22 protein-coding genes are annotated in these 26,061 nt (G+C 64.3%); 12 read left to right on the forward strand and 10 right to left on the reverse strand.

Annotated features, from left to right (window positions below; genetic code table 11):
* Window positions 1-49: 49 nt before the first annotated feature.
* Entirely contained in the window at window positions 50-1,579 is a 1,530-nt protein-coding gene (locus CK498_RS05955) for a UxaA family hydrolase (protein WP_217987694.1), read from the reverse strand.
* A gap of 135 nt (window positions 1,580-1,714) precedes the next feature.
* Here CK498_RS05955 and CK498_RS05960 point away from each other — a divergent pair, with 135 nt between their 5' ends.
* Window positions 1,715-2,686, forward strand: a complete 972-nt coding sequence (locus tag CK498_RS05960) for a LysR substrate-binding domain-containing protein (protein ID WP_095619936.1) — start codon at window positions 1,715-1,717, stop codon at window positions 2,684-2,686.
* A 4-nt stretch (window positions 2,687-2,690) separates the two neighbouring features.
* Here CK498_RS05960 and CK498_RS05965 read toward each other — a convergent pair whose 3' ends face one another.
* Window positions 2,691-3,698, reverse strand: coding sequence for a GntR family transcriptional regulator (locus CK498_RS05965; RefSeq protein ID WP_095619937.1), 1,008 nt, complete (start codon window positions 3,696-3,698; stop codon window positions 2,691-2,693).
* Window positions 3,699-4,094: 396 nt separating this feature from the next.
* On the opposite strand from CK498_RS05965, the gene CK498_RS05970 reads away from it, so the two are divergent.
* The 8 genes from CK498_RS05970 to CK498_RS06005 all read left to right on the forward strand — a co-directional run bounded on the left by CK498_RS05970 (window position 4,095) and on the right by CK498_RS06005 (window position 11,927).
* Entirely contained in the window at window positions 4,095-5,450 is a 1,356-nt protein-coding gene (locus CK498_RS05970) for an amidase (RefSeq protein ID WP_095619938.1), read from the forward strand.
* 77 nt (window positions 5,451-5,527) lie between these two features.
* Window positions 5,528-6,412 (forward strand): polysaccharide deacetylase family protein, encoded by an 885-nt coding sequence (locus CK498_RS05975; protein WP_095619939.1) that lies wholly within the window; start codon window positions 5,528-5,530, stop codon window positions 6,410-6,412.
* Window positions 6,413-6,433: 21 nt separating this feature from the next.
* Window positions 6,434-7,777 (forward strand): MFS transporter, encoded by a 1,344-nt coding sequence (locus CK498_RS05980; protein ID WP_095619940.1) that lies wholly within the window; start codon window positions 6,434-6,436, stop codon window positions 7,775-7,777.
* A 37-nt stretch (window positions 7,778-7,814) separates the two neighbouring features.
* Window positions 7,815-8,582 (forward strand): SDR family NAD(P)-dependent oxidoreductase, encoded by a 768-nt coding sequence (locus CK498_RS05985; RefSeq protein WP_217987695.1) that lies wholly within the window; start codon window positions 7,815-7,817, stop codon window positions 8,580-8,582.
* Window positions 8,583-8,602: 20 nt separating this feature from the next.
* Window positions 8,603-9,355 (forward strand): SDR family NAD(P)-dependent oxidoreductase, encoded by a 753-nt coding sequence (locus CK498_RS05990; protein WP_095619941.1) that lies wholly within the window; start codon window positions 8,603-8,605, stop codon window positions 9,353-9,355.
* A 16-nt stretch (window positions 9,356-9,371) separates the two neighbouring features.
* The gene (locus CK498_RS05995; protein ID WP_095619942.1) at window positions 9,372-9,683 is read left to right on the forward strand and encodes a hypothetical protein; all 312 of its coding nucleotides are present in this window, start codon (window positions 9,372-9,374) and stop codon (window positions 9,681-9,683) included.
* Window positions 9,680-10,726 carry a CobW family GTP-binding protein gene (locus CK498_RS06000; protein WP_095619943.1) on the forward strand — a complete coding sequence of 349 codons (1,047 nt, stop codon included), beginning with the start codon at window positions 9,680-9,682 and terminating at the stop codon, window positions 10,724-10,726. Before CK498_RS05995 ends, CK498_RS06000 begins: the two co-directional genes overlap by 4 nt.
* Window positions 10,727-10,745: 19 nt before the next feature.
* Window positions 10,746-11,927 carry an ABC transporter substrate-binding protein gene (locus CK498_RS06005; protein WP_095620251.1) on the forward strand — a complete coding sequence of 394 codons (1,182 nt, stop codon included), beginning with the start codon at window positions 10,746-10,748 and terminating at the stop codon, window positions 11,925-11,927.
* Window positions 11,928-12,328: 401 nt separating this feature from the next.
* Here the strand turns inward: CK498_RS06005 and CK498_RS06010 are convergent, their stop codons facing one another.
* The 7 genes from CK498_RS06010 to CK498_RS06040 all read right to left on the reverse strand — a co-directional run bounded on the left by CK498_RS06010 (window position 12,329) and on the right by CK498_RS06040 (window position 21,443).
* On the reverse strand, window positions 12,329-13,609 hold the full coding sequence (locus CK498_RS06010; RefSeq protein WP_095619944.1) for a dicarboxylate/amino acid:cation symporter: 1,281 nt from the start codon (window positions 13,607-13,609) through the stop codon (window positions 12,329-12,331).
* 296 nt (window positions 13,610-13,905) lie between these two features.
* Window positions 13,906-15,318 carry a sigma-54-dependent transcriptional regulator gene (locus tag CK498_RS06015; protein WP_095619945.1) on the reverse strand — a complete coding sequence of 471 codons (1,413 nt, stop codon included), beginning with the start codon at window positions 15,316-15,318 and terminating at the stop codon, window positions 13,906-13,908.
* Window positions 15,308-17,062 (reverse strand): transporter substrate-binding domain-containing protein, encoded by a 1,755-nt coding sequence (locus CK498_RS06020; protein ID WP_229358976.1) that lies wholly within the window; start codon window positions 17,060-17,062, stop codon window positions 15,308-15,310. The genes CK498_RS06015 and CK498_RS06020 overlap by 11 nt, the downstream gene beginning before the upstream one ends.
* 97 nt (window positions 17,063-17,159) lie before the next feature.
* Window positions 17,160-18,002, reverse strand: coding sequence for a carbohydrate ABC transporter permease (locus CK498_RS06025; RefSeq protein ID WP_095619946.1), 843 nt, complete (start codon window positions 18,000-18,002; stop codon window positions 17,160-17,162).
* Between the two features lie 28 nt (window positions 18,003-18,030).
* Window positions 18,031-18,918, reverse strand: coding sequence for a carbohydrate ABC transporter permease (locus CK498_RS06030; protein WP_176475732.1), 888 nt, complete (start codon window positions 18,916-18,918; stop codon window positions 18,031-18,033).
* 81 nt (window positions 18,919-18,999) lie between these two features.
* Complete coding sequence (locus tag CK498_RS06035) at window positions 19,000-20,283, reverse strand: ABC transporter substrate-binding protein (protein WP_095619947.1); 1,284 nt, start codon at window positions 20,281-20,283, stop codon at window positions 19,000-19,002.
* A 17-nt stretch (window positions 20,284-20,300) separates the two neighbouring features.
* Complete coding sequence (locus CK498_RS06040; protein WP_095619948.1) at window positions 20,301-21,443, reverse strand: ABC transporter ATP-binding protein; 1,143 nt, start codon at window positions 21,441-21,443, stop codon at window positions 20,301-20,303.
* 205 nt (window positions 21,444-21,648) lie between these two features.
* Between CK498_RS06040 and CK498_RS06045 the strand changes: the two genes are divergently transcribed.
* Genes CK498_RS06045 through ltaE form a run of 3 tightly spaced genes read left to right on the forward strand, consistent with a single transcriptional unit; the run spans window position 21,649 to window position 25,079 of the window.
* Window positions 21,649-23,220: a bifunctional GNAT family N-acetyltransferase/carbon-nitrogen hydrolase family protein gene (locus CK498_RS06045; RefSeq protein ID WP_095619949.1), complete on the forward strand. Its 1,572-nt coding sequence runs from the start codon at window positions 21,649-21,651 to the stop codon at window positions 23,218-23,220.
* Between the two features lie 4 nt (window positions 23,221-23,224).
* A complete protein-coding gene (locus tag CK498_RS06050) occupies window positions 23,225-24,091 on the forward strand; it encodes a M90 family metallopeptidase (RefSeq protein ID WP_095619950.1) in 867 nt (288 codons plus the stop codon).
* A complete protein-coding gene (gene ltaE / locus CK498_RS06055; protein ID WP_095619951.1) occupies window positions 24,072-25,079 on the forward strand; it encodes a low-specificity L-threonine aldolase in 1,008 nt (335 codons plus the stop codon). Before CK498_RS06050 ends, ltaE begins: the two co-directional genes overlap by 20 nt.
* Here ltaE and CK498_RS06060 read toward each other — a convergent pair.
* Complete coding sequence (locus CK498_RS06060; protein WP_095619952.1) at window positions 25,069-25,944, reverse strand: LysR substrate-binding domain-containing protein; 876 nt, start codon at window positions 25,942-25,944, stop codon at window positions 25,069-25,071. The two genes, ltaE and CK498_RS06060, sit on opposite strands and share 11 nt — an antisense overlap.
* Window positions 25,945-26,061 lie beyond the last annotated feature (117 nt).

Raw genomic sequence — 26,061 nt, forward strand, 5'->3', positions numbered from 1 at the left:
GTCACGCCCTCCTCTCTGTTAGCTAACGCTCTGTTGGCCGACGTTGCCATCAGCTGACGATGCCGACGTGCCACGGCACGAATTCGTGATCCCCAAGCCCGAGCCGCTCGCTGCAGCTGCGCTCCCCGGAGGCCACACGCAGGATATGCGCGAAGATCTGCTCGCCCATGGCCTCGATAGTGGCGCTGCCGTCGATGACCTGGCCGCAGTTGATGTCCATGTCTTCGCGCAGGCGCTCGAACATGGCGGTGTTGGAAGCCAGCTTGATGGTGGGGGCCGGTTTGGAGCCGAACATCGAACCACGTCCGGTGGTAAAGCAGATCAGATTGGCGCCACTGGCGATCTGTCCGGTCGCCGACACCGGGTCGTAGCCCGGGGAGTCCATGAACACGAAGCCCTTGGCATCGATCGGCTCGGCGTACTCGTATACCGCCTGCAGCGGCGTAGTGCCGCCCTTCATCGCCGAGCCCAGGGATTTTTCGATGATGTTGGCCAGGCCGCCGGCCTGGTTGCCAGGCCCCACCACGCCGTTGAACTGACCACTGTGGCCACGGGTATACTCCTTCCACCACTCCAGACGATCGAGCAGCTTCTGGCCCACCGCTGGCGACACCGCGCGACGCGTCAGCATGAACTCGACACCATGGATCTCCGGCGTTTCCGACAGGATGGCGGTACCGCCCTGGCGCACCAGGATATCCATGGCCGCCCCCAACGCCGGGTTGGCCGAGATCCCCGAGAAGCCGTCCGAGCCGCCACACTGCAGCCCGATGCTGAGGTGGCTGGCACTCACCGGCTGGCGCTCGATCCGGTTGGCCTCGGGCAGCATCGCCTCGATGGCGGCGATGCCAGCGGCGATGGATTCACGGGTACCGCCACTCTCCTGCATCACCAGGGTGCGCACGTTCGCCCCCACCTCGAGCCCCTGGGACTCGACCAGGCCCGACACCTGGTTGCGCTCGCAGCCCAGCCCCACAATCAGCACCCCGGCGAAGTTGGGGTGCCGGGCATAGCCGGCCAAGGTGCGCCGCAGCAGGTCGAAGTGGTAACTGGGCGAGGACATCCCGCAACCGCTGGTCTGGGCGAAAGCCACCACGCCATCGACGTTGGGGTAGTCGGCCAGCCGCTCCGCGGTGAAATGGTCGGCGATATGCTTGATCACCGTGGCCGAGCAGTTCACCGAGGAGAGAATACCGATGAAGTTGCGCGTACCGACCCGGCCGTCCGGGCGCACAATACCCTGAAAGGTGGCCCGCTCGGCCTCCGGCACGTACTCCACCGGAAGCACGTCCTGGCAAAAGGCGGGATCGCGGTCGATCTCGGTCAGGGTGACGTTATGGGTATGTACATGCTCCCCGGGAGCAATGTCGCGGCCTGCCGCGCCAATCACCGTGTCGTACTTCTTCACCGACTCGCCGGCAGCGATCCGGCGGGCAGCGATCTTGTGCCCTGCCGGCACCTGGGCGCGGGATTTCACCTCCAGCTCGGGCAGCCACTGACCGAGACCGACGCCATCGCGAGCGATCAGGACGTTGTCGTTGGCGTGCAACCGAATAAGCGTACGGGGGGGCATTTCCATGTCGGCGGCCTGGCTCCATCATCGGGCGTTGTAATAATCGTTGCGCTGAGTATGGGCCGCCTCTTCATGACGATAAAATAAAACAATAGACTCTCTTCATAACCATAACGGAATGAAGAGAGGGAGAGCGCCACCATGAGCGATATCGATCGCGTACTACGCTCGAACCTGAAGCTGCGCCACCTGCAGCTGCTGGTCGCACTGGATGAGTTCCGCCATATCGGCCGGGTGGCCGACTTTCTGTCGCTGACCCAGCCCGCGGTGTCGAAAATGCTGGCCGAGATAGAGCGCATGTTCGGCCTCAAGCTGTTCCTGCGCTCCACCCGCGGTACCGAACCCACGGCCTATGGCGATACGGTGGTGCGCTTCGCCCGCTCGGTACTGGCCGACTACGGCCGTACCCAGGACGAGATCGCCGCGGTGGAGAGCGGTGCCGCCGGTCGTGTCAGCATCGGCGCCATGGTGGTGGCAACGCCTGGCCTGCTGGCTCACGCCATGCAGCTGCTCAAGACGCGCTCACCGCACAGCACCGCACTGATCGAAGAGGGCGACCTCAAGCGCCTGCTACCCCGCCTGCGCGTGGGTGAGCTCGACCTACTGGTCGGCCGCCTCGAACCCGGCTACGCGGCACCGGACCTGGAAGCGCAAGCCCTTTACGACGAAGCGATGTGCGTGGTCGCCGCCCCGACGCATCCCGTATGCAGCATGCCCTCACCACAGTGGGCCGATCTCGCCGAGCTGGCGTGGGTCGTTCCTCCCCCTTGGGCGTCGTCGCGGATCAAGCTCAACCAGATGTTCTACAAGCATGGCCTCAACCCGCCCGCAGACCTGATCGAAACGGCCTCATTCCTCGCCACCCTGACCTTCGTGCAGCAGCGCCCGGCCCTGGGCTACCTGGCCCACGGCGTGGCGCGCCACTTCGAAGCACAGGGTTTACTCAAGGTCTTGCCGCTCGAGATTCCCATCGAGCTGCCACCGGTGGGGATCATCACCCTGCGTGGCAGAATCAAGACGCCGACCTGCCAGCAAGCGATCGAGTGCCTGTGGCAGGTGGCGAAGGAAAAGCAGGATGGCACTTGGACGTCTTGGCCTGACATCGACTCATAGAGCGCTAGGAGATCTTCTTCACGAAATCCGGCATAGCAGGTTCCGGAAACACCGACAGCGACTTGAGGCGTTCGAGCGTCCGGTCGCGTGCGCGCACCAGGTGAGTACGCAGGGCCTCGACGGCGGCATCGCGTTGATCACGCACCAGCAAGTCCAGCACCAGTCGGTGCTCCGCCAAGCCTGGCAGGTGAACGCCTCGACCGATGGCCGAATAGAACAGTCGGTTGATGGTCAGGGGCATCTGCACCTGGCGCAAGGTGCTGGTCATGCGTCGATTGTCACAAGACGCGAGACAGCGAAGGTGCAGGTCGTCCTCGATACGATCGAGGACAACCAGATCGACGGCAGCATCGGCATACATCGAATCGATGCGCGCGATCATCTCACGCAGATCACCCAACGCCAGACTCGCGGCCGACTTGTGCAGAGCACGGGGCTCCAGCAGCCAGCGCATCTCGTAGTCGTCACGCACCTCCTGAGCCGTTACGGGTCCCGTCACCCACTGCGAGTAAGGCGCCTTCTCCACCAACCCCCGGTCACGCAGGCGCAGCAGCGCCTCGCGAATCACGCTGCGGCTTACATCGAAATGCTCGCTGGCTCGGCCCTCATCGACCTGGTAGTGCCCGAAGATCATGCAGGTGGAAAGCAGCTCGAAGAGCTCGTCATAGAGCTTCTCTCCCGCTGAGCGAGTGTCGAGCAACGGCGCACTAGGCGCCAGCCCCAGGGTTTCCGCGGTCAGCGTCCTACGCTTGGGTTCGGGAACATCGCCATGCCGGGCAACCACGTAGCCGCGTCCACTAAAACGCGCGATCAGGCCTGCGTCGCAGAGCAGATCCAGCGCCCTGCGCACCGGCGCCCGACTGGTGCCAAACAGCTCGGCCAGGGGCCTCTCGAGAAGTACCAGCCCCGGTTCGGCGGCCCCCGACTCGATGGCTTGCCCCAACACCTTGCGAATCACCGCATAGCGTGCTCCACGGTACTCCTCTTCGGGAGCCTGCGGGTGCGAACTCATTGCCTCTCTCACTCCTTGCTCATTCGCGTTCTGGCGTATGGGGCCGATTGTTGCACAGCCGCCCCTCGATGACCGTAGCAAGACGTAAGCCAGCACCACCTCAGTGTCTTTTTAAATACAAAATACCTTTATTTGTGCAGTGAACGAAAAATAAAGCAAGTGACATACGGCCACAAGACAGAAATTTTCGAAAAACTCAGTCCTAATTCTCAATATTTACCTAAATTGCAGAAAATAAACCCAAGAAAGCAGCAAACATCCAGAACTTGGCATTTTTTAAAAAATGACTATTTTCAAAAAAGACCACAAAGTGCTAGCGTAAATGACAGCCAAACCATGCCGCCTCCGCCCCGGCGCAGCAGCAGGCAGACAACAAAGACAACGACGGGATCTGTGATGCACGACAACGCGACGCCTGACGCCCAGTGCCTGGCCGACGCCTTTCGACGCGGCAGCCTGACACCCTCAGCTTGGTTGCAGCAGCTCTGGCCACGCATCCATGCGACCCGTCATGTATTCACCCACCTGACGCCGACACGGGCCGAGCAGGAAGCGGCCGCCGCAACCCAGCGTTGGCGCGAGGGGCGCCCCATGAGCCCTTTCGATGGCGTGCCGATGGCCTGGAAGGACCTGTTCGATGTCGCCGGCACCGTCACTACCGCCGGGGCCGAGGTGCATCGCCAAGCAGCCCCTGCTCCGCGCGATGCCACGCTGGTGGCCCAAGCCGCGCGTGCCGGCCTGGTATGCGTGGGCAAGACCAACCTCAGCGAACTGGCCTACTCGGGGCTTGGCCTCAATCCCCATTTCGGCACCCCGACACTGCCGTGCGGCAACCGGCCGGCAAGGGTGCCCGGTGGCTCCTCCTCGGGTTCGGCAATCGCCGTAGCACAGGGCCTCGTGCCCATCGCCATGGGCACCGACACCGCCGGCTCGATTCGCGTGCCTGCGGCATTCAATGGGCTAGTGGGCTTTCGGCCCAGTCAAGGGCGCTACGCCGGGGCAGGTGTCTTCCCCCTGGCCCACAGTTTCGACTGCCCAGGCCCGCTGGCGAGTAGTGTCGCCGACGTCGTCACCTTGGACGCCCTGCTCTCGGGACGGCGCCGGGCGCTCCCTACTACCCCACTGACGCAACTGCATCTGGTAGTCGATCAGTCGCTACTCGATGACCTCGCCGTTAGCACAGTGGTACGCGATCACCTGGAGCGCGCCCTGAGCCAACTGACGGCAGCCGGCGCCAAGCTAGAGCGACGCCCCACCACCACTTTCAAGCGCGCCGTCGAGCACATTACCGAAGCGGGGTGGCTGGGTGGCGTCGAGGCATTTGCCCTGCATCGCACGCTCCTTGACTCAGTCAACGCCAAACGCCTGGACCCAAGGATTCGCCAGCGCCTCGAAGGGGCGCGAGAGTTCGACGCCGAGCGAATCGAGTCTCTGCAGCGCCAACGCCAGCGGCTGACCGACGCCTTATGCGACGAGCTGGGCGGTGTGCTACTGGTGACGCCGACAGTAGGCCATGTAGCGCCGCCACTGGCTCCTCTCGAATGCGATGACAACCTCTTCTTTGCCACCAATGCCGCCACCCTGCGCCTGACCATGCCCGGCAGCCTGATGGGCATGCCGGGCATCAGCCTGCCCTGCGGCCGAGACGCCCAGGGGCTGGCGAGCGGGCTGCTGCTATCGGGACCCAGCGGCAGCGATGAGCGCGTGCTCAGCGCCGCGACTAGTATCGCCAAGCTGCTCTGTACCACCTGACCTGGAGCGGGGAGGCGACGCCCGGCACTTCCCCGCCGATTCACATGCAACGCCGGGCACCTGACAGGAGAATGACAATGTCCAAGAAAGAGATCTTCGTTTCGATCGGTGTCGACGTGGATGCCGTGGCAGGCTGGCTGGGATCCTACGGCGGTGAGGACTCCCCCGACGACATCTCACGCGGGCTGTTTGCCGGCGAGGTAGGCGTCCCCCGATTGCTCAAGCTGTTCGAGCGCTATGACATCACCACCTCCTGGTTCGTACCAGGCCATTCGGTAGAGACATTCCCCGAGCAGATCAAGGCAGTGGCCAACGCCGGTCATGAGCTGGGGGTTCATGGCTACAGCCACGAGAACCCCATCGCCATGACACCCGAACAGGAGGAAGCGGTGCTCGACCGGGGTATCGAGCTGATCACCGAGATTTCCGGCAAGGCGCCTACCGGCTATGTCGCCCCCTGGTGGGAGTTCAGCCCGATCACCAACGAGCTGCTGCTCAAGAAAGGCATCAAGTACGACCACAGCCTGATGCATAACGACTTCACGCCCTACTACGTCCGGGTCGGCGACAAGTGGACCAAGATCGACTACAGCCAACACCCGTCGGCGTGGATGAAGCCGCTGGTGCGCGGCCAGGAAACCGATCTGGTGGAGATTCCCGCCAACTGGTACCTCGACGACCTGCCACCGATGATGTTCATCAAGAAGGCCCCCAACAGCCATGGCTTCGTCAGTCCGCGGCATCTGGAAGAGACCTGGCGCGACCAGTTCGACTGGGTCTATCGCGAAATGGACTATGCGGTCTTCCCCATCACCATCCACCCCGATGTCTCCGGCCGGCCCCAGGTGCTGCTGATGCTCGAGCGGCTGATCGAGCACATGCGCAGCCACGATGGCGTGCGTTTCATGACCATGGACGCCATCGCCGACGACTTTCTCCAGCGCTTTCCACGTCAACGCTGATAACGCAACAGGACCCTGATCATGAACAACAACAATCCGGCCTACGCCGGGGCACCCTATGTGCCTGAAACCCCCAAGGCGAAGTCGATACGCTTCGCGACCTGGATCGCTTTCCTGGCCTGGGTCTCGGCGGTCTATGACTTCATCCTCTTCGGTACTCTGCTGCCCGAGCTGGGGCGGCACTACGGCTGGAGTGAGGCAGAGCAGGCCGGACTCGCCACCTGGGTCGCCGTAGGGACGGCGGTGGTGGCGATTTCCATCGGTCCGCTGGTCGACCGCCTGGGCCGCCGTGCGGGGATCATCTTCACCGTCACTGGGGCAGGCATCTGCTCGCTGCTGACCGCATTTGGCGGCGCCCTGGGCAAGGGGCCGCTGGTGCTGATTCGCTCGGCGGCGGGACTGGGCTACGCCGAGCAGACCGTCAACGCCACCTACCTGAGCGAGCTGTATGCGTCATCCGACGATGAGGCCTTCAAGAAAAAACGCGGCTTCATCTATAGCCTGGTGCAGAGTGGCTGGCCGGTGGGGGCGCTGCTGGCGGCGGCGAGTTCGGCACTGCTGCTGCCGATCATCGGCTGGCAGGGGGTGTTCATCTTCGCCGTCGTGCCATCGCTGGTCATCGCCTTCATGGCCCGCAAATTGCCGGAGACCCCGCAGTTCGAGATCCATCGCGAACTGACCCGGCTGAAAAAAGCCGGCGAGCATCAGCGGGTCGAAGCCTTGGCGGCGCATCACGACGTCAACCTGGAAGAGCATGCCAATACCGGCCTGCGCGGCGCTTTCCACCGCAACTCGATTCGCGCCACCCTGGTGCTGGGCGGAGCCATCCTGCTCAACTGGTTCGCCATCCAGGTGTTCAGCGTCCTCGGTACCTCGGTGCTCATCAGCGTTCACCAGGTCACCTTCGAGAACTCACTGATCATCCTGATCCTCTCCAACTTCGCTGGCTTCTGCGGCTATCTCACCCATGGCTGGCTGGGCGACCGCATCGGGCGTCGCAACGCCATCGGCTGTGGCTGGATGATGGGCGGCGTGGCCTTTGCCGCCATGCTGTTCGCCCCCAGCGCCTTCTGGCCGGTGGTACTGCTTTACAGCCTGGGCCTGTTCTTCCTGATCGGCCCCTATGCCGCGGCACTGTTCTTCATCAGCGAGAGCTTCCCCACCAGCACGCGTGCCTCGGCGGGCGCACTGATCAATGCCATGGGGCCGATCGGCGCCATCCTCTCAGGCGTCGGCGCCACGGCCATTCTCAGCGGCGGAGGCAACTGGCAGTGGGCGGCACTGCTATTCGGCGCCCTGCCATGCCTGCTTTCCGGGCTGCTGATGTTCGCCGCTCGTCACGTCGACCCCGAGAGTGTGCGCTGATGATGCTGCTCCCCGAATCGCTACCCGGAGACATATCATGAACATGGAGACTCCCCCCACTGCGTTGATCACCGGTGCCGCCAGCGGCATCGGGCTGGCCCTGGCCATCGCCTGGGCGCGGCAAGGGGTGCAGGTGGTGGGCGGCTACTACACCGCCGACCCCCACGACCCTGCGGCCGCTCAGCAAGCACTCGATGAGGCCGGCAACGGCCTCATGGTTCCGCTGGATGTCGCCGACAGCACCTCCACTAGGGCCTTCGCCCAGGCGGCCATCGAACGCTACGGGCGCATCGATTACGTGGTGGCCAATGCCGGCATCCTGCGCCGTGCCGCTTTGGCCGAGATGAGCGATGCACGCTGGAACGCCATGCTCGACGTCGACCTGAGCGGGGTGATGCGCACCTTTCGAGATGCCGCACCCCATATGCATGAGGGCGGCAGCCTGGTGGCGATCTCATCGATCGCTGGCGGCGTCTACGGTTGGCAGGAGCATGCCCACTATGCCGCGGCCAAGGCCGCGGTACCCGGCCTGTGTCGCTCGCTGGCGGTAGAGCTGGCGCCGCGGGGCATTCGCTGCAATGCAGTGATTCCGGGCCTGATCGAGACGCCCCAGTCGCTGGATGCGGACAACTCGCTGGGCCCCGAAGGGCTGGCCGCCGCGGCGCGCAAGATACCGCTGGGACGGGTGGGACGTCCCGATGAGGTGGCCTCGCTTGTGCGCTTCCTGTGCAGCGACGAGGCCAGCTACCTGACCGGCCAAAGCCTAGTGATCGATGGTGGCCTGACCGTGCGCTGGCCGGATTGAGAACGACGAGGAGAAACATTATGAACAGACGACTCGCAGGACGCCGCTGCGTGATAAGCGGGGCCGCCAGCGGGATCGGCGCGGCCATCGCCGAGGCCTATGCCGCCGAGGGAGCTCGGCTGCTGCTTACCGACCGCGCTGCACCTCGCCTTGAGGAGGTGGCCGGGCGCTGCCGCGAGCTAGGCGCGGAAGTGGCCACCCAACTGGGCGATGTCGGCAGCATCGAAGGTGCTAGAGGCGGCGTAGAGGCCTGCGTCGAGAAGTTCGGCAGCATCGATGTATTGGTCAACAATGCCGGAATGCTGACCCAGGCGCCCTGCCAGGCGCTGAGCGTCGAAATGTGGGACGAGATGATGCGGGTCGATCTGCGCTCGGTGTTCATCGCCTCTCGCGAGGCGCTGCCGCATATGCTTGAGCAAAGCTGGGGGCGGATCATCAATATCGCCTCGCAGCTGGGCATAAAGGGTGGCGCCGAACTGTGTCATTACGCCGCCGCCAAGGCCGGGGTGATCGGCTTCACCAAGTCGCTGGCACTGGAGGTCAGCCAGCGGGGCGTGCTGGTCAACGCCATCGCCCCAGGTCCCATCGAAACCCCGCTGGTGGATGGCATCAGCACGGAGTGGAAAGCCGCCAAGGCGGCCGAGTTGCCTCTCGGACGCTTCGGCCGTGCCCACGAGGTAGCGCCCACGGCGGTGCTGCTGGCCAGCGAACCGGATGGCAATTTGTTCGTCGGCCAGACCTTGCATCCCAATTCCGGCGATGTGATGTCCTAACCCAGGGGAGCGCTTCATGTGTGGACTCTGCGGCCTGCTCGATGATGGCGGACACTGGGGCGATCCACTGGCCAGTGATGCTGGACGGCCGGCTCGCCAACAGCGCCTGCTGCGGCTCAAGGCCCTCAACCGGGTGTTGGGGTACTACCGACTGACGCTCAGCGACTTTCATGGTAGTGGCTCGCTACTGACGACACCCACTGGCAAACAAGCGATGGTGGCCAACCTCGACGACCTGTGGCGCCAGGTCGAAGCTCTGGGCGGCCGCCGCCTCGATCCTTTGGACCCTAACCTGCTGGAACACTTGGCGCGGGAGGCAACGGCATGAGTACGCCCACCCCAACGGTCGACTACGGACGCATCCCCGTCGTGGTACTGACCGGCTTTCTGGGCAGCGGCAAGACCACGCTGCTGCAACGGCTGCTGGCCGACCAGCCAAGTGGCGAAACTGCGCTGCTGATCAACGAAGTCGGCGCGGTGGGTATCGATCATCGGCTGGTCACCGAGGTCGCCCCGGAGGCCAGGCTTCTGCCCAGCGGCTGCGTATGCTGCTCGATCCGTGGCGAGCTCAAGGAGGCGCTGCTGGAGCTGTTCGACATGCGCCAGACCGGCAAGCTGCCGCCTTTCTCGCGCATCGTGCTGGAAACCACTGGACTGGCCGATCCCGCCCCGGTGCTCGCCACCTTGAGTCATGATCCACAGTTGCGCCATCACTTCGACTTGGCGCGCATCGTGACCCTGGTGGATGCCCTCAACGCCGAGCAGCAGGAGCAGTCGCAGCCGGAGTGGTTGGCTCAGGTGGCGGCCGCCGACCTGCTGCTGGTCAGCAAGGCCGACCTGGTGGAAGACGCCCGCTGCGCGGCGCTGATGGAGCGGTTGACGGCGCTCACCCCCAGTGCCGAGCGCGCCTTGGCCGCTTCGGTGGGGGCGGGCGACACCCGACTCCTGGTCGCGCCTGGTGCAGAGGCATCCGGCACGCCAGGCGATGGCCGCGGCTGGCAGCTCTCACTGCAACGAGCGGCCAGCGATCTTGCCACCTTTCCCCAGGTCTCTCGCCACGCGCAAGCCACCAGCTTCGTCCTCGAGCTGGACACGGAACTCGACTGGGGGCACTTCGCGCTGTGGCTGTCGCTGCTGCTCAACGCCCACGGCGACCGGGTGTTGCGCGTCAAGGGACTGCTCGACCTGGGGCCACAAGACCCGCCGGTAGTGCTGCACGGCGTGCAGCATGTACTCTATCCACCCCAACATCTGGCCGCGTGGCCCGACGGTGAGCGGCGTTCGCTACTGGTCTTCATCACCCGCGGACTGACCAGAGGCGAGGTCGAGGGCTCGCTACACACCTTCATGGCGGCACTCGCCAGGCGCTGAAATGGGAGCACAGTACAGCATGGCCTCAAGCACCTCGTCCCCGGTGACACTGCGCGTCCTCGGCACCTCGGTCACCCTGCTGGAGCAGATTCGCGAGCGCGCCGAAGCCGAGCTTGGCATTCGCCTGGAATATATCGTGCGCAATGCCGCCGAGGCTCAGCGTATGGCCGTGCTGCAGCCCCAGGACTACGATATTTACGACCAGTGGTTTCACGATATCGACTTCGTATGGCCCGCGCGGGCGGTACAGCCCATCGATGTGCGTCGCATTCCGCTGTGGGACGAGGTCACTCCCCTGGCCACCAACGGCCACCTCCATCATGGCCTGCTCGGACGCGGCAGTGTCCCGGCTCGGCGGCTGTTCGTACAAGCGGACGGCACGCTGAGCGACACACCTAGCGATGCCATCAGCATGTTGCCCCTGACCCATAACGTCGATAGCTTCGTCTATTGCGATGAGCCCCTGCCAGACGGCTTGCGCCCCGACGACGCCAGCTGGGGGTGGCTGCTCGACCCACGCTTCGCCGGCAAGGTCGCCCTGCAGGGCGAACCGACCATCGGCGTACTCGATGCGGCCCTGGCCGCGACCGCCCAGGGCGAACGCTTTGCTGATCTCAGCAACCTGAGTCTGGCCGAAATCGACCGACTCACCGACCTGCTGGCCGAAAAGCGCCGCCAGGGCCACTTCGCCGCCTTATGGGCCAACGAAGAAGAAGCCATGCACCTGATGGCAGATCACAAGGTATGCCTACAGAGCTTATGGTCTCCGGCGCTGATGCGCCTGCATGACTCACCGCGCCGCTACCGCCTGGCCACGCCCAAGGAGGGCTACCGCGCCTGGTTCGGTGGCATGAGCCTGTCGTGCAACCTCGACGGTCGGGCCCTGGATGCCGCCTACGACTATCTCAACTGGTGGCTGTCCGGCTGGCCTGGCGCGGTGATGGCCCGCCAGGGCTACTACATCTCCACTCCGCAGCGTACCCGCGCCCACCTCAGCGACGACGAGTGGGGCTACTGGTATGCCGGCGAGCCCGCGGAGAATACCCTGGTAGGCGCCGATGGCTACCCGCTGATAGCGCCGGGCACCCTCCGCGACGGCGGCGACTACCACGCGCGCATGAACCACGTCGGGGTGTGGAACACCGTCATGGACGAACATAACTACCTGGTTCGCAAGTGGACCCAGGCGCTGTTTCGGTAACCCCGCACCAGTCACGTCTGGCGTTTCAGCGTATCCCCGCCCTCAAGAACCACTGCACGCATTAGTCTTATTGAATGTCGTCTCGCACTGGTTGGCCGCTGAGCCCTGCAGCAACCGAGGTGCGAGACTGAATCATCGAGGAAGCTCGCAGAGACGTGGCCAAGGCGGCCGAGCGTTGCCCCGAACTGGGGCTGGAATCGTGGATGCCCCCCTCGCGTCAATGACCACCACGCCACAGGGCATAGTCCACCGCCTGTACGACTCCCGCGCAGTCATAGCTCCAATCAACTGAAATAAAGCGAGACAGGCCAACGCCAAAAAAACCACCGGCTCACAGCATGAACTGTGAGCCGGTGCGCGCGATGGTGGGAGATGCAGAAATGCCTTCCCCTTCGGGGAGATCAGGCCGCGCGGGTTTGCGCAGCAGTACGCTCGCGATTGTAGGTGCGTTCGTCGAGTTCGTGCTCGCTCTTGCCGACCAGGACCGACACCATCAGGTCACCGCAGACATTGACGGTGGTACGGGCCATGTCCAGGATGCGGTCGATACCAGCAATGATCGCCAGCCCCTCCAAGGGCAGGCCAACGGTGGTCAGCACCAGCGACAGCATGATCAGCCCCGCCCCCGGCACGCCGGCGGTACCAATCGATGCCAGGGTGGAAGTCATGATGATCAGCAGGTAGTCGGACAGCGCCAAGTCGATGCCGAAGGCCTGGGCGATGAACAGGGCACAGACGCCCTGATAGAGGGCGGTGCCGTCCATATTGATGGTCGCGCCCAGCGGCAGCACAAAGCTGGAAACCCCTTTGGAGACACCGAACTCTTCCCGCGCGGCCTTGATGGAGGCCGGCAGGGTTCCGGCGCTGCTGGTGGTGGTGAAGGCTACCGCCGCGGGGCTGATCACCCCCTTGAGATAGCGCACCGGATTGAGACGGCCCAGGCTGCTGATCAAGCCGGAATAGAACACCACCACGTGAATGAGACTGCCGATGTAGACCACGGCGATGACCTTGATCAACGGCAGCAAGATGTCGATGCCATAGGTGCCGGCCACCCAGGCCATCAGGCCGAACACGCCGTAGGGTGCCAGCTTCATCACCAGCTCGGTCAGCTTGTACATGCCTTCCGCCAGGCTCTCGATTACCTGCACCGCCGGCTTGGCCCTATCGCCACACAGGTTCAGGGCGATACCCAGCCCCAGGGCGAAGACGATGATCTGCAGGATGTTGCCGGAGGCCAGGGCAGCGACCGGATTGGTCGGCACCATGTTGAGCAGCGTCTCGACCAGGGTCGGCGCCTCACCGGCGGTGGGCGCACTGCTGGCAGCCGTCATGTTGACGCCCTCGCCCGGGGCGAAGAGCGTGCCCATGCCCAGACCGATGCTGATCGCAATCGCCGTGGTGCCGAGGTAGAGCGCCAGTGACTTCAAGCCGATGCGTCCCAGCTTGCGGGTGTCCTGCATCGAGGTAACACCGGCCACCAACGAGCAGAACACCAGCGGCACGATCAGCATCTGGATGGCGTTGAGGAAGAGTGTTCCGATCGGTTTCAGCAGCTCGGCGTCGGGGCCCAGAATCGCCCCCGCCAGCATGCCGAGAGCCATGCCGATCAGAATCTTCTTCCACAGCGCCAGCCTGCCCCAGAAACCGGCAGGACGGGTCTCAGTGATAGTGGAATCCATGTCTACTCCTTTGTCGTTGTGATTCGTCAGGGTGTCGAGCGAGTCGGCAGCGATCCGTCTTGGCTCAATCCGTTGGTTACAAGCAAGAAAGCTGCCAACCCAGTAAAATCAAAGGCAACCATTTGTTTTTACTTGAGTATTAAGAAGAGACCAGCGACGGGAGAAGGCGTCGGAAGGGTTATAACGAAATTCATGGAAAGGCCGTCACCCCTCCACTTTAATTCTTTAGTTTTCAGCTACTTGAAAGAGAGGAACCAAGGTTATAGCCATAACCTTGGTTATAGGGGGGGGGGGGGTCACGACGACTGGGATTTCTTCAGTCGCTTGCTCAATGCCGGCTGGGAGATACCCAGCAGGCGCGACGCCAGGGATTGGTTCCCTTGGGCACGCTTCATCGCTTCGGCGACCAGTAGGTCGGCCACCTCCTGCAGAGAGGGCAATGGCCGATCAGCAGCAAATAGAGGGGCGTCACTCTCCGCAGTGGGGTCCGTCGTGGCCGTGTCCCGCCCGATCACCCGGCGGAATACCTCCATCGACAGCACGCCCCCCTGGTGGCGGCTGAGGGCATCGAAACAGAGGGCGCGTAGCTCCCTGATGTTGCCGGGGAAAGTGTAATGGCGCAGCAGTGTCGGCAGCTCCTTGGGCACCGTCGGCTTGTTGCGTCCGAGCTCCTCGGCGGCCTCGGCGAGGAAATAATCCAACAGCAGAGGAAGGTCCCCTTGTCGCTGGCGCAGCGGCGGAAGCTCTACCTGGTGAGTACACAAGCGGTAATAGAGATCCTTGCGGAAACTTCCGTCACGCTGTTTGCGCTCCAGATTGTGGTGGGTCGCTACCAGGACCCGAGCATGAATCCGCTTGGGCCGGTCGCTGCCTAGCGGGTAATACTCGCCCTCCTGCAGCAAACGCAGCAGCTTGATCTGGGATGCCAGGCTGAGATCACCGATCTCGTCCAGCAGCAGGGTTCCACCGCTGGCCTGGTCGATCATTCCCGCACGAGCCTTGTCTGCGCCGGTGAAAGCACCGCGCTTATGGCCGAACAGCGTATCAGCGAAGATGCCATCGTCGAGGCCGGCAACATTGACGCTAACCATCGGCCCACTGCGCCCACTCAACGCATGGATGGCACGGGCGATCGCCTCCTTGCCGGTGCCGCTCTCGCCGCTGATCAGTACCGGCTGGCTGCTTGCCGAGATCACCTCGAGGTACTGGAACACCGAGCGCATGCCCTTGTCCTGTGTCACGATATCGGCAAATATCTCCGGCCGATCGAGCGTGTCGCTGAGAAACCTGCGACGCATCTCCAGGTTTTCCAGGCGCATTTCCTGCATCCGGATCGCCCGCTGAATGCCATCGAGCAGGCGGCTCTCCTCGGTGGTTTTGATGAAGTAGTCATGCGCGCCAAGGCGCATGCAATGCACGGCTGTTTCCAACTGGTTCAGGCCGCTGACGACGATCACCCCGATCTCCGGGTGCTGTTCGACGATCTGGCGCAGCAGTGCCTCACCGGAGAGATGGGGCATGGTCAGGTCGAGCAGCACCAGTCCGATCGGCTCACGGGCGATAGTCTGCATGACATCGCGGCTGTCCTGGCACTGATATAAATGGTTGATGCCTGCCTGACTCTCCAGCATCAGGCTGAAGCTACGCAGGAAGGAGGCTTCGTCGTCGACCAGCAGTATGCCGAAGGAGGGGTAGAGGTTACTGCTCATTGGTTGATGCTCCCCGCTTGATCGGTAACGCCAGCACCGCGCAGGTCCCTTTGCCGGGTGCAGAGTGATGGCTCAAGGTGCCCCCGTGCTCCTGAACGATGCTCAGGGATACCGACAGGCCAAGCCCCATCCCGCCCTGGTCCCGCTTGGTGGTGAAGAAAGGATCGCTGAGCCGCGAGAGGTTTTCCGGTTCGATGCCCCGTCCCTCATCGCGGACTTCGAGACATATCAGGTGATTGTCGGCATCGTGTTGAATTGCCACGCAGACGGATTGGTTGCGTGAATCCAGCGCCTGACAGGCATTGACGATCAAATTGATCACCACCTGCTCGATCTTCTGGGCGTTGCCCCGGAAGCGGGCCGCCGATGGGCTGTAGCGGACCTCGAAGCGATCGGTGGACTTGCGGATGGTGTTGTCGACCAGACGAATGGCCGTGGCCACCACCTCGTTGAGGTCTACCGACTCGCTCAGCTCGACTGGCCCCTGCCGAGCAAAATCACGCAAATCGTCGACAATCCGGCGAATTCGCTGGGCACCGCTGGAGATGTCCTCCAGCATGCGCGGTATCTCCTTGCTCATGCGGGTGTAGGGCAAGTGGCCCAGCAGAAAGTCACCATGCTGCTCGTAGTACGCTTCATACGCTTCCTCGCTATCGCGCAGCACTTCTTTGAGCATCGCCAGGTTCATCGTCACCAGACTGCAGGGATTGTTGATCTCATGCGCCACGCCCGAGACCAGCACCCCCAGCGATGTCATCTTGTCGGTCTGGATCAGCTTCTGTTGCTGAATCTGCAGCTCCTGCGTGCGCCGAGCCACCTCGCGAGTGAGCATCCGGTTCCAGATCACGATGCCGCCCAGGACCACCAGCAATAGCGCTGATACCACCGCGGCTCCCTGGCCGATTTTCTTCCAGGGCATGGCCTGGTGTTCCAGCGGGCCCAACCATCGTTCGTAGATCTCCTGCTGCCGCCCGGTGTTCATGAGGATCGCCAAGCCTTCACTGAACTGCGCCAGCAGCTCCTCGTTGCCTTTGAGGACACTGTAACCGTAGCGCTGCGCGGCAAAGGTCTTGCCTACCGGCTCGATATTCGAGAGTTCCAGTTCACGGCCGAGATAGAGCCCCGGCAGGTTCGCGACCAGCGCATAGTCATGCTTACCCGAGGCCAGCATGCGCAGTGCATCGGCATGGGCCTCGGCCGGAAACAGGCGGGCACCGATGTCGTGCTGGAGCATCAGGTCGTGCATGACACCACGCTCCTGCACGATCACTTCCTTGCCCCTAAGCTCCTCCAGGTCGTTGATCGCCGCCTGTCCCTTGCGGGCGAAGACCGACTGGTGAACGATGGCATGCGGAGGAGCGAAGTCGTACAACTCGGCCCGTTCGGGCGAATGGGCCATCCCCTGCAGCACATCGACCTCCCCCTCGGCCAGGAGCTGGCGCATCTCGGCCCAGTTACCCAGCCTGATCTCGACCTCGAACCCCATTACTTCAGCAATTGCCCGGGTCAGGTCGGTGTTGTAGCCAGCCGGCTGCCCCTCCTCGTCGAGGAATTCGTAGGGCGGATAGTTGTAGTCACCGCCAACCACGACCACGCTGTCGCGGTCAGCCCCCTGTTGCTGGGCAACCGCATCGGCCGTCCCCACGAACAGGGCGAGCCCAAGCAGGCAGCTCTGCACAGAGCGCAGCACGAGAGTTGAGGGGATCGCCACCGCCCCGAGAGCCGATATGCCACCTTGAGCCAAGTCACCGAGTCCTCGAATCCTGAAGGTCGCTTACCTTGCCATGGGCGACACATGCGTTCCAGCCCAGGAAGCGCTGAGGCAATCGTTAGTGTTTCCCTCAGCGTATCCCCGCCCTGAGGAACGACTGCACGAACTGGCGCTGGAAGAGCAGGAAGGCGATCAACAGCGGGGCGATGCTGAGCAGGGTGGCGGCGCTGACGGTGGCCCAGTTGACGCCGGTTTCCGGCGCCGAGAACACGCCCAGGCCCACGGTCAGCGGGCGGCTCTCCACTGAGTTGGTGACCACCAGCGGCCACAGGAAGTTGTTCCAGTGGTGGCTGATCGAGACCAGGCCGTAGGCCAGGTAGGTGGGCTTGGCCAGCGGCACATAGACCTTGAGCAGGATCGCCATCCAGCCGCAGCCCTCGATACGGGCGGCGTCCTCCAGCTCGCGGGGAATGGTCTTGAAGGTCTGGCGCAGCAGGAAGATACCAAAGGCGCTGGCCACGTAGGGCAGCCCGATGCCGGTGATGGTATCGACCAGCCCCAATGAACTGGCGATGCGGTAGTTCTCGACGATCAGCACCTCGGGGAACACGAACAGCTGGATCAGCACCAGCATGAACAGCAGGTCCTTGCCGGGAATCGGGAAGCGCGCGAAGGCGAAGCCAGCCAGGGTACAGACCACGAACTGTGCCAGCACCACCCCGCTGACCAGCAGGAAGGTGTTGAGGTAGTAGCGGGCGAACGGCGCCTGAGACCAGGCGTTGGCGAAGTTGTCCAGGGTCAGCGGCGCGAACAGGTCGAAGCGCACCATGAACGCCGGCGGATGAAAGGCCGCCCACACCGCGTAGAGCAGCGGAAAGATCCAGATGATCGCCAGCAGCCAGGCGGCGGTGGTCTCGAGGCTCGGCACGCGCAGCGCCAGTCCCCTGGCAACAGAGAGAGTGGCTTGGCTCATGATCTCGCCCCTTGCAGTGGTGATGCGCTCATTGGTAGTGCGTCCGGCGGTCGAGAATGGCGAACTTGACGGTGGCCACCACCGCCAGCACCAGCAGGATCACCACCGTGATGGTGGCGGCGTAGGTGCGGTCGAAGAACGAGAAGGCGTTCTCGTAGACGTAGTAGAGCAGCAGATTGGTGGCGTTATTGGGGCCGCCCTTGGTGAGGATGAACAGGTGATCGACCACGCGTACGGCGTTGATCAGCGCATTGATCAGCACGAACAGCGTGGTCGGCATCAGCAGCGGGAAGGTCACCCGCCAGAAGAAGCTCCAGCGGCTGGTGCCCTCCAGGTCCGAGGCCTCCTTGAGCTCCGGCGGAATGCTCTGCAGCGCCGCCAGGTAGAAGATCATGAAGAACCCGGCCTCCTTCCAGACGGTCATCACGATCACCGAGGTCAGTGCCACGCTGGGGTCGCCCAGCCAGTTGACGCCAGAGATGCCCAGCGCCCCGAGCAGCTTGTTGAACAGGCCGATCTGCGGCGCGTAGAAGAACATCCAGATATTGGCCGCAGCGATCATCGGCAGGATGGTCGGCGTGAAATAGGCCATACGCACGAAGCCGCGCCCCGGCAGCCGGGCGTTGACGAACAGCGCCATGCCCAGGGCAATGGCAATCGAGGTGGGTATGGTGCCCAGCGCATAGATCAGGTTGTTGCGCGCCACCCGCCAGAAGGTGCTGTCCTCGATCAGCAGCTGGTAGTTCTCGAGGCCGACGAACTGCGTCGGCTCGCCGCGAAAGCCGGGCAGGAACAGGCTGTTGATTAGCGTGGCAATCGTCGGCAGGTAGGCGAAGGTCGCCAGCAGCACCGCGGCGGGCAACAGCAGCAGGGCGCCGTAGAGCTGCATGCGTCGATACGAAGTCATCGCCGCCATGGGCCTTCCTTGTCGATGATGGATCTACACCAAGTCGCCTGGGCCAGACAGGATCGACTGGCCCAGGCGTCGCGAGAGGGGCTAGCGGGCGTAGCGCCTCAGCGCGCCATCGGCTTCGCGCTGGGCCTGGGCCAGCGCTTCAGCGGGTGTCATCTGCCCGGTCAGCGCCGCCTGGACGGCGTTGTCCAGCGCACGGCGCACGCGTCCGCCCTGGTAGGTGGAGAGTTCCGCAGTACCGTGCTCGAGCTGGTCGCGAGCCACCGCCGCCGGGGCAAAGGTCTCGACGTAGTCGCGCAGCAGCTCGGTCTCGTAGGCGGCCGGGCTGACGCCCATATAGCCGGTCTCGATCGACCAGGCCGCGGCACGCTCGGGGTCGGTCATCCAGCGGATGAAGGTCATCGCGGCGCGCTGCTCCTCCTGCGTGGTGTCGTTGAAGATGTAGAAGTTGCCACCGCCGGTGGGGCTGCCGCGCTGGGTCTTCATCGGCAGCATGGCCACGCCGAAGTTGAAGTCGGCCTCATTGCGCACCGCAGTGAGGTTGCCGGTGGTGTGCCACATCATCGCCGTGGACTGCTCGATGAAGTTCTGGCGCAGGGTGCCCCACTCGATGGCGCCGTCGGGCATCGCCTGGTGCTCCTGGGACAGCGACACCCAGTACTCCAGCGCCTCGACGGCGGCGGGATCGTCGAAATAGACCTCGGTGCCGTCGTCGCTCATCAGCCGGTGACCGTTCTGGAAGGCGAAGGCCTGGAACATCCAGTAAGGGTAGCCGGTGGAGGGCACCATTACGCCCCACTGGTCGCCGCCAGAGGCCTCGCGCACCGCAGCGGCCATCTCGGCCATCTCATCCCAGGTCTCCGGCGGCGTCTCGGGGTCGAGCCCGGCGGCCTCGAAGGCGTCCTTGTTCCAGTAGAGCACGATGGTCGAGCGCTGGAAGGGGATGCCGTAGGTCTGGCCGTCGAGCTGGCCGTTCTCCATCAGGCCCGGGTAGAAGCTGTCGAGCCACTCGCGCTCCTCATCGGTCTCGAGCAGGTCGTCGAAGGCAACGATGGCGTCCTGCTCAATCAGCTCGTAGAGGTCGATGGAGAACAGCACCGAGAGCTGCGGCGCATCGCCGGCCTCGATGGCCGACATGGCGCGCACCCGGGTGTCATCATAGTTGCCGGCGTAGATCGCCTCGACGCTGATCTCGGGATGCTCGGCCTGGAAGTCGTCGACCAGCTCGTCGATGACGTCGGTCAGCGATCCGCCTACCGCGATGGGGTAGTACATGGTCAGCTCGACGGGATCGTCGGCCAGCACCGGGCTGGCGCCCAGCACGGCGGCGGCCAGCGCCGTCAAGGGGAAAGAGAGACGTGCACGCATGGGATGGCTCCTGTAGTTCACAGATGAGACGCTCGCGAATGAGTGGTTATCGGGTCAGTCGTGCCGGGATTCGCGGCAAATGCCACGGGGGTGAGATCGTCGCGACGCAGCCCATCGGCATCGAACAGATGCGCGGCACTCGGCACCCAGGCCAGCCGGCAGCGGGTGCCGGGGGGCATTGGCCGCTTGCCGGGCAGCCGCGCACGCAGCCGCTGGCTGCCTACGCTGAGCTGGAGGATGGTGTCGGCGCCGAGATACTCCTCGTCGATCACCTCGGCGGGCACGCCGCTGGCGTCGCTGGAAAGCACCTCGATATCCTCGGGGCGAATGCCGAGCTGGCCGCCCGCGGCGGCGGCAGGCGCCACCGCCACCTCGCGTTCAGCATCGATGACTGCGGCGCCATCGTGGGCGGCCAACTGCACCAGATTCATTGCCGGGCTGCCGATAAAGCTCGCCGCGAAGGCGCTGGCCGGGCGGTTATAGAGCTCGGCGGGTGAGCCGTCCTGCACGATGCGGCCGTTCTGCATCAGAATCACCCGGTCACCCATGCTCATCGCCTCGACCTGGTCGTGGGTGACGTAGATCACCGTCATGCCGAGGCGCGCCTGGAGCGACGTGATCTCGCGGCGCATCTCGCCACGCAGGCGGGCATCGAGGTTGGAGAGCGGCTCATCCATCAGGCAGATCGGATGTTCAGAGATGATCGAGCGCGCCAGCGCCACACGCTGGCGCTGGCCGCCAGAGAGCTGGGCCGGCTTGCGCTCGAGATAGGCCTCGAGATCGACAAGCTCGGCGACTCTCGCCAGGCGCTCGCGGCGCTCGGCCTTGGGCACCTTGCGACTACGCAAGCCGAACACGATGTTGTCGGCCACGCTGAGGTGGGGGAACAGCGCGTAGGACTGGAACACCATGCTCAGCCCGCGGTCCCCCGGGGGCAGGAAAGTGACGTCGCGCTCGCCGATGGCGATGCGCCCTTCCGTGGCCTGCTCGAGGCCGGCGATCATGCGCAGCGTAGTGGACTTACCGCAGCCCGAAGGGCCGAGCAGGATGACGAACTGGCCCGGTGTGACGTCGAATGAGATGGCGTCCACCGCAGTGATATCGTCCCAGCGTTTGGTCACCGCCTCCAGGCGGATGCGCTGGTGATTGTTATGGGTCATGGCGTGCCCGCGGTCAGATGGCGGCGAAGGGACATAACGGCTCCCATGAAAATTAGCGTAGTCGCTGACATCGACTTGTCATCCACGCATTGTCCGCATGCCGGGTTACCGTTGTCTGACACTGCGATGACCGCGACGTGACCGACGCTGGCGCCAGCGCATGCTAGAATTCAGGCTCTTTTTTTCGTTCAGGAATTCGCTGCCCATGTCCCTCGACGATCTGCACCTCAACCTGCGCAACCTGACCGCGGACGACTACCCCCAGCTCAAGGCGCTGATGGACAAGGTCTACGACGACATCGGCGGTGCCTGGCCCAAGCTGACCATCGACAAGCTGGTCAGCGAGTTTCCCGACGGCCAGATCGTCATCGAGGACGACCAGACCATCGTCGGCGTGGCGCTTACCGCACTGGTGGACTACGACGAGTTCTCCAACCCGCACCAGTACGACGACCTGATCGGCCACCGCGAGGTCATCCTCAACCAGCCCAACGGCGACGCCATGTACGGTCTCGACGTGCTGATCGATCCGGACTACCGCGGCTACCGCCTCGGCCGGCGCCTGTATGAAGCGCGCAAGGAGCTATGCCGCTCGATGAACCTGCGCGCCATCCTCGCCGGCGGTCGTATTCCCGAGTACCACCAGCACGCCGACGAGCTCTCGCCGGCCGAGTATATCGAGAAGGTGTCGCGCAAGGAGATCCACGACCCGATCCTCTCCTTCCAGCTGGCCAACGACTTCCTGGTCAAGCGCCTGCTGCGCAAGTACCTGCCGGAGGATGAGAAGTCCCAGGGCTTCGCCACCCTGCTGGAGTGGAACAATATCCTTTATGAGCCCGCCGAGCGGGTGCTGGAGAGCCGCAAGACCCAGGTGCGCGTCGGTGCGGTGCAGTGGCAGATGCGTGAGTTCGACTCGGTGGAGACGGTGCTCCAGCAGATCGAATACTTCGTCGATGCGCTATCGGGTTACCAGAGCGACTTCGCGGTCTTTCCGGAGCTGTTCAACGCGCCGCTGATGGGCCTCCAGGATCGTGCCGCCCAGCAGGACCAACTGGCCGCGATCCGCTTCCTGTCGGGTTTCACCGAGCGTTTCAAGACCGAGCTGTCGCGCATGGCGGTGTCCTACAACATCAATATCGTGGCCGGCTCGATGATCGAGGAGGCCGATGACGGCAAGCTCTACAACATCGCCTATCTGTGCCACCGCGACGGTACCCTGGAGCGCCAGGCCAAGCTGCATATCACCCCCCAGGAACGCCGCGACTGGGTGATCGAGGGCGGCGATGACCTGCGCGTGTTCGACACCGATGCCGGCCGCGTCGGCATCCAGATCTGCTACGACGTCGAGTTTCCCGAGCTTTCGCGCCTGCTCGCCGAGCAGGACATGGACATCCTGTTCGTGCCGTTCTGGACCGACACCAAGAACGGCTACCTGCGGGTGCGCCACTGCGCTCAAGCGCGCGCCATCGAAAACGAGTGCTACGTGGTGCTGTGCGGCAGCGTCGGCAACGTGCCGTCGATCGAGAACCTCGACATTCAATACGCCCAGTCGTCGGTGTTCTCGCCCTCGGACTTCGCCTTCCCCCACGATGCGGTGCTCGCCGAGACCACCCCCAACACCGAGATGATCATGTTCTCGGACCTCGACCTGACCCGCCTCACGGTAGTACGCAGCGAAGGCTCGGTGACCAACCTCAAGGACCGCCGCAAGGATCTCTTCGACCTGCGCTGGCGCGACTGGTCGTGGAAGTCCGGCGCCAACCTCGAGGACAACTGAGGCCATGCTGGGGCGGCTCAAGCGCTGGCGCAGCAGGCAGTTCGAGCAGCGCCATCCGTTCCCCGATGACGCCTGGGCCGAGGCCCGGGCACGTATCCCGCTGCTCGATGCACTGACTGACGACGAGGCGGAGCGTCTCGGCCAGCGCGCCTGGCGTTTTGCCCATGCCAAGCGCCTGACCCTGCACCCCGAGCTCGCCGCCACCACCGACTTCGACCTGCCGGCGCGGCTGGCGCTGGCCGCCCAGGCCTGCCTGCTGACCCTGGGCTGGCACGACGACGAGCACGCCGAGGCCTTCGCCAACGTCCACGAGGTGCTGGTGCTGCCCGAGGCCTTCCAGCGCCAGGTCGAGGAGATGGACGAGTTCGGCGTGATGCACGAGTACGTCGACGAGCGCGCCGGCGAGACCTCCTACCAGGGTCCGGTGGTGGTCGCCTTCCCCGACCTGATGGAGAGTGGCGAGTGGAGCGGTTTCAACGTGCTGATCCACGAGTTCGCCCACAAACTCGACATGGGCAACGCCAGCGATATCGACGGCTTCCCGCCGCTGCCCCGCGACATGGATCCGCGCGAGTGGCACCGCCTGTTCAGCGCGGTGTGGGACGACCTGCAGGCGCGCCTCGAACGCGGCGAAGAGACGCCCATCGACGACTATGCGGCGAGTCACCCCGGCGAGTGCTATGCGGTATGCTGCGAATACTTCTTCAGCGCCCCTGACGTGCTCGACCAGGCCTACCCCTCGCTGTATGCGCTGCTGGCCCGCTACTTCCGTCAGGATCCGCTGGCCCGCCAGCCATCCGAGATCCGCGGCGCTGCCTATGACACCAACCGACACCGCCACGAGGACACCGATGATCGATCTGCGCAGTGATACCGTGACCCGCCCCACCCCAGCCATGCTCGACGCCATGGCCGAGGCCCCGGTGGGCGACGACGTGTGGGGCGACGACCCCAGCGTGCAGCGCTTCCAGGACGCCGTCGCCGAGCGCGCCGGCAAGGCCGCGGCGCTGTTCTTTCCCTCCGGCACCCAGAGCAACCTGGCCGCGCTGCTGGCCCACTGCCAGCGCGGCGACGAATACATTGCCGGCCAGCAGGCCCACACCTACAAGTACGAAGGCGGCGGTGCCGCCGTGCTCGGCAGCATCCAACCCCAGCCGCTGGAGAACGCCGCCGACGGCTCGCTGCCGCTGGACAAAATCCGCGCCGCCATCAAGCCCCGCGACTTTCACTTCGCCCGCACCCGACTGCTGGCGCTGGAGAACACCATTGGCGGCAAGGTGCTCGCCCCCGACTACGTGCAGGCGGCCACCGACCTGGCCCGCGAGCACGGCCTGGCCACCCACCTCGACGGCGCGCGGCTGTTCAACGCCGCGGTGGCCAGCGACACGCCGCTGGCCACGCTATGTGCGCCCTTCGACAGCGTCTCGCTGTGCTTCTCCAAGGGGCTAGGCGCGCCGGTGGGCTCGGCGCTGGTGGGCTCGCAGCAGTTGATCGACGAGGCGCGCCACTGGCGCAAGGTGCTGGGGGGCGGTATGCGCCAGTCGGGCCTGCTGGCCGCCGCATGCCACCACGCCCTCGACCATCATGTCGATGACCTCGCCCTCGACCACGCCAAAGTAGCCCGCCTGGCCGACGCCATCGCCGCCCTGCCCGGTGTGGAGGTAAGCTCAGTTGCCACCAATATGCTCTTTGCGCACTTCCCCGAGGCCCATCGCGAGCCGCTGGTCGCCCACCTCAAGGCGCACGGCATCCTCGCCGAGCTGCTCTACGCCACCCGCTTCGTGGTCCATCGCGACATCAGCGACACCGATATCGACGCGGTGATCGAGGCCTTCCGCGACTATTTCGCTAGTCACTGACATCGCGTTCAGCAGCCAGCCAGTGCCATAGCCGTGCGGCATCCTCGCCGACGTCACGGCGGCTGGACCTGACCAGCCAGAAGCTCTCCTCGGAGGCGATGTCGAGGGTAAAGGGGGCGACCAGGTCGTCGCGCTGCTGGATGAGACGCCGATGGGCCAGCGCTACTCCCGCCCCCTGACTGGCCAGTGCCAGGGTCATCACCTGGTTGTCGCAGGTCAGCGCCGGGCAGTCGCGCTCCAGCGCGGCAACCCCAGCCTGCTCCAGCCAGGTCGCCCAGCCCACCGCGAATCCCAGCGCATGCAGCAGGGTGTTGCCGCTCAGGTCCGCGGGTGACGCCAGGTTGGCGGCCACGCCGGGGGCACACACCGGCAGCAGCGTCTCGGCACCCAGTGACAGCGCCTCGACCCCCTGCCACTCACCGCGACCATAGCGAATTTCGATATCCGCGCCCTCGGGGCCGAAGTCGTCTTGCCAGATGGCACTCACCAGGCGTATCGCAATACTGGGGTGGCGGCGATGAAACCGCGTCAGCCTCGGCGCCAGCCAGTTCTGCTGGATCACCGGCGTGGTGCGCACCGTTACCGGGTTGTCGGGCGAGGTGCCAAACACCTCCGAGGTGCCTTCGCTGATCCGCGTAAAGGCGTCGTGGATGCTCGGCAACCACGCCTGCCCTGCGGGTGTCAGCGACAGGCTGCGCGGGTAGCGCACGAACAGCTTCTGGCCCAGGCGATCCTCGAGCAGCCGAATGCGCTGGCTGATCGCCGCCTGGGTAACGCCCAGCTCGCGGCCTGCGGCGGTAAAGCTCAGCGTGCGGGCTGCCGCCTCGAAGGCCTGCAGCCACAGCAGGGGGGGTAAATCGCTCATGAGAAAGTCAGTTATAAGCTCAGCTTGGCCAAAGGGGTCAGATTAATCGTTTGTCAGTCCATCGGCCAGCCTCCATCCTGACCTTCGCCATCCACGCCAGGAACAGGAGAGCCATCA

This window comes from Halomonas salipaludis, assembly GCF_002286975.1.
Taxonomy (GTDB): Bacteria; Pseudomonadota; Gammaproteobacteria; order Pseudomonadales; family Halomonadaceae; genus Franzmannia; species Franzmannia salipaludis.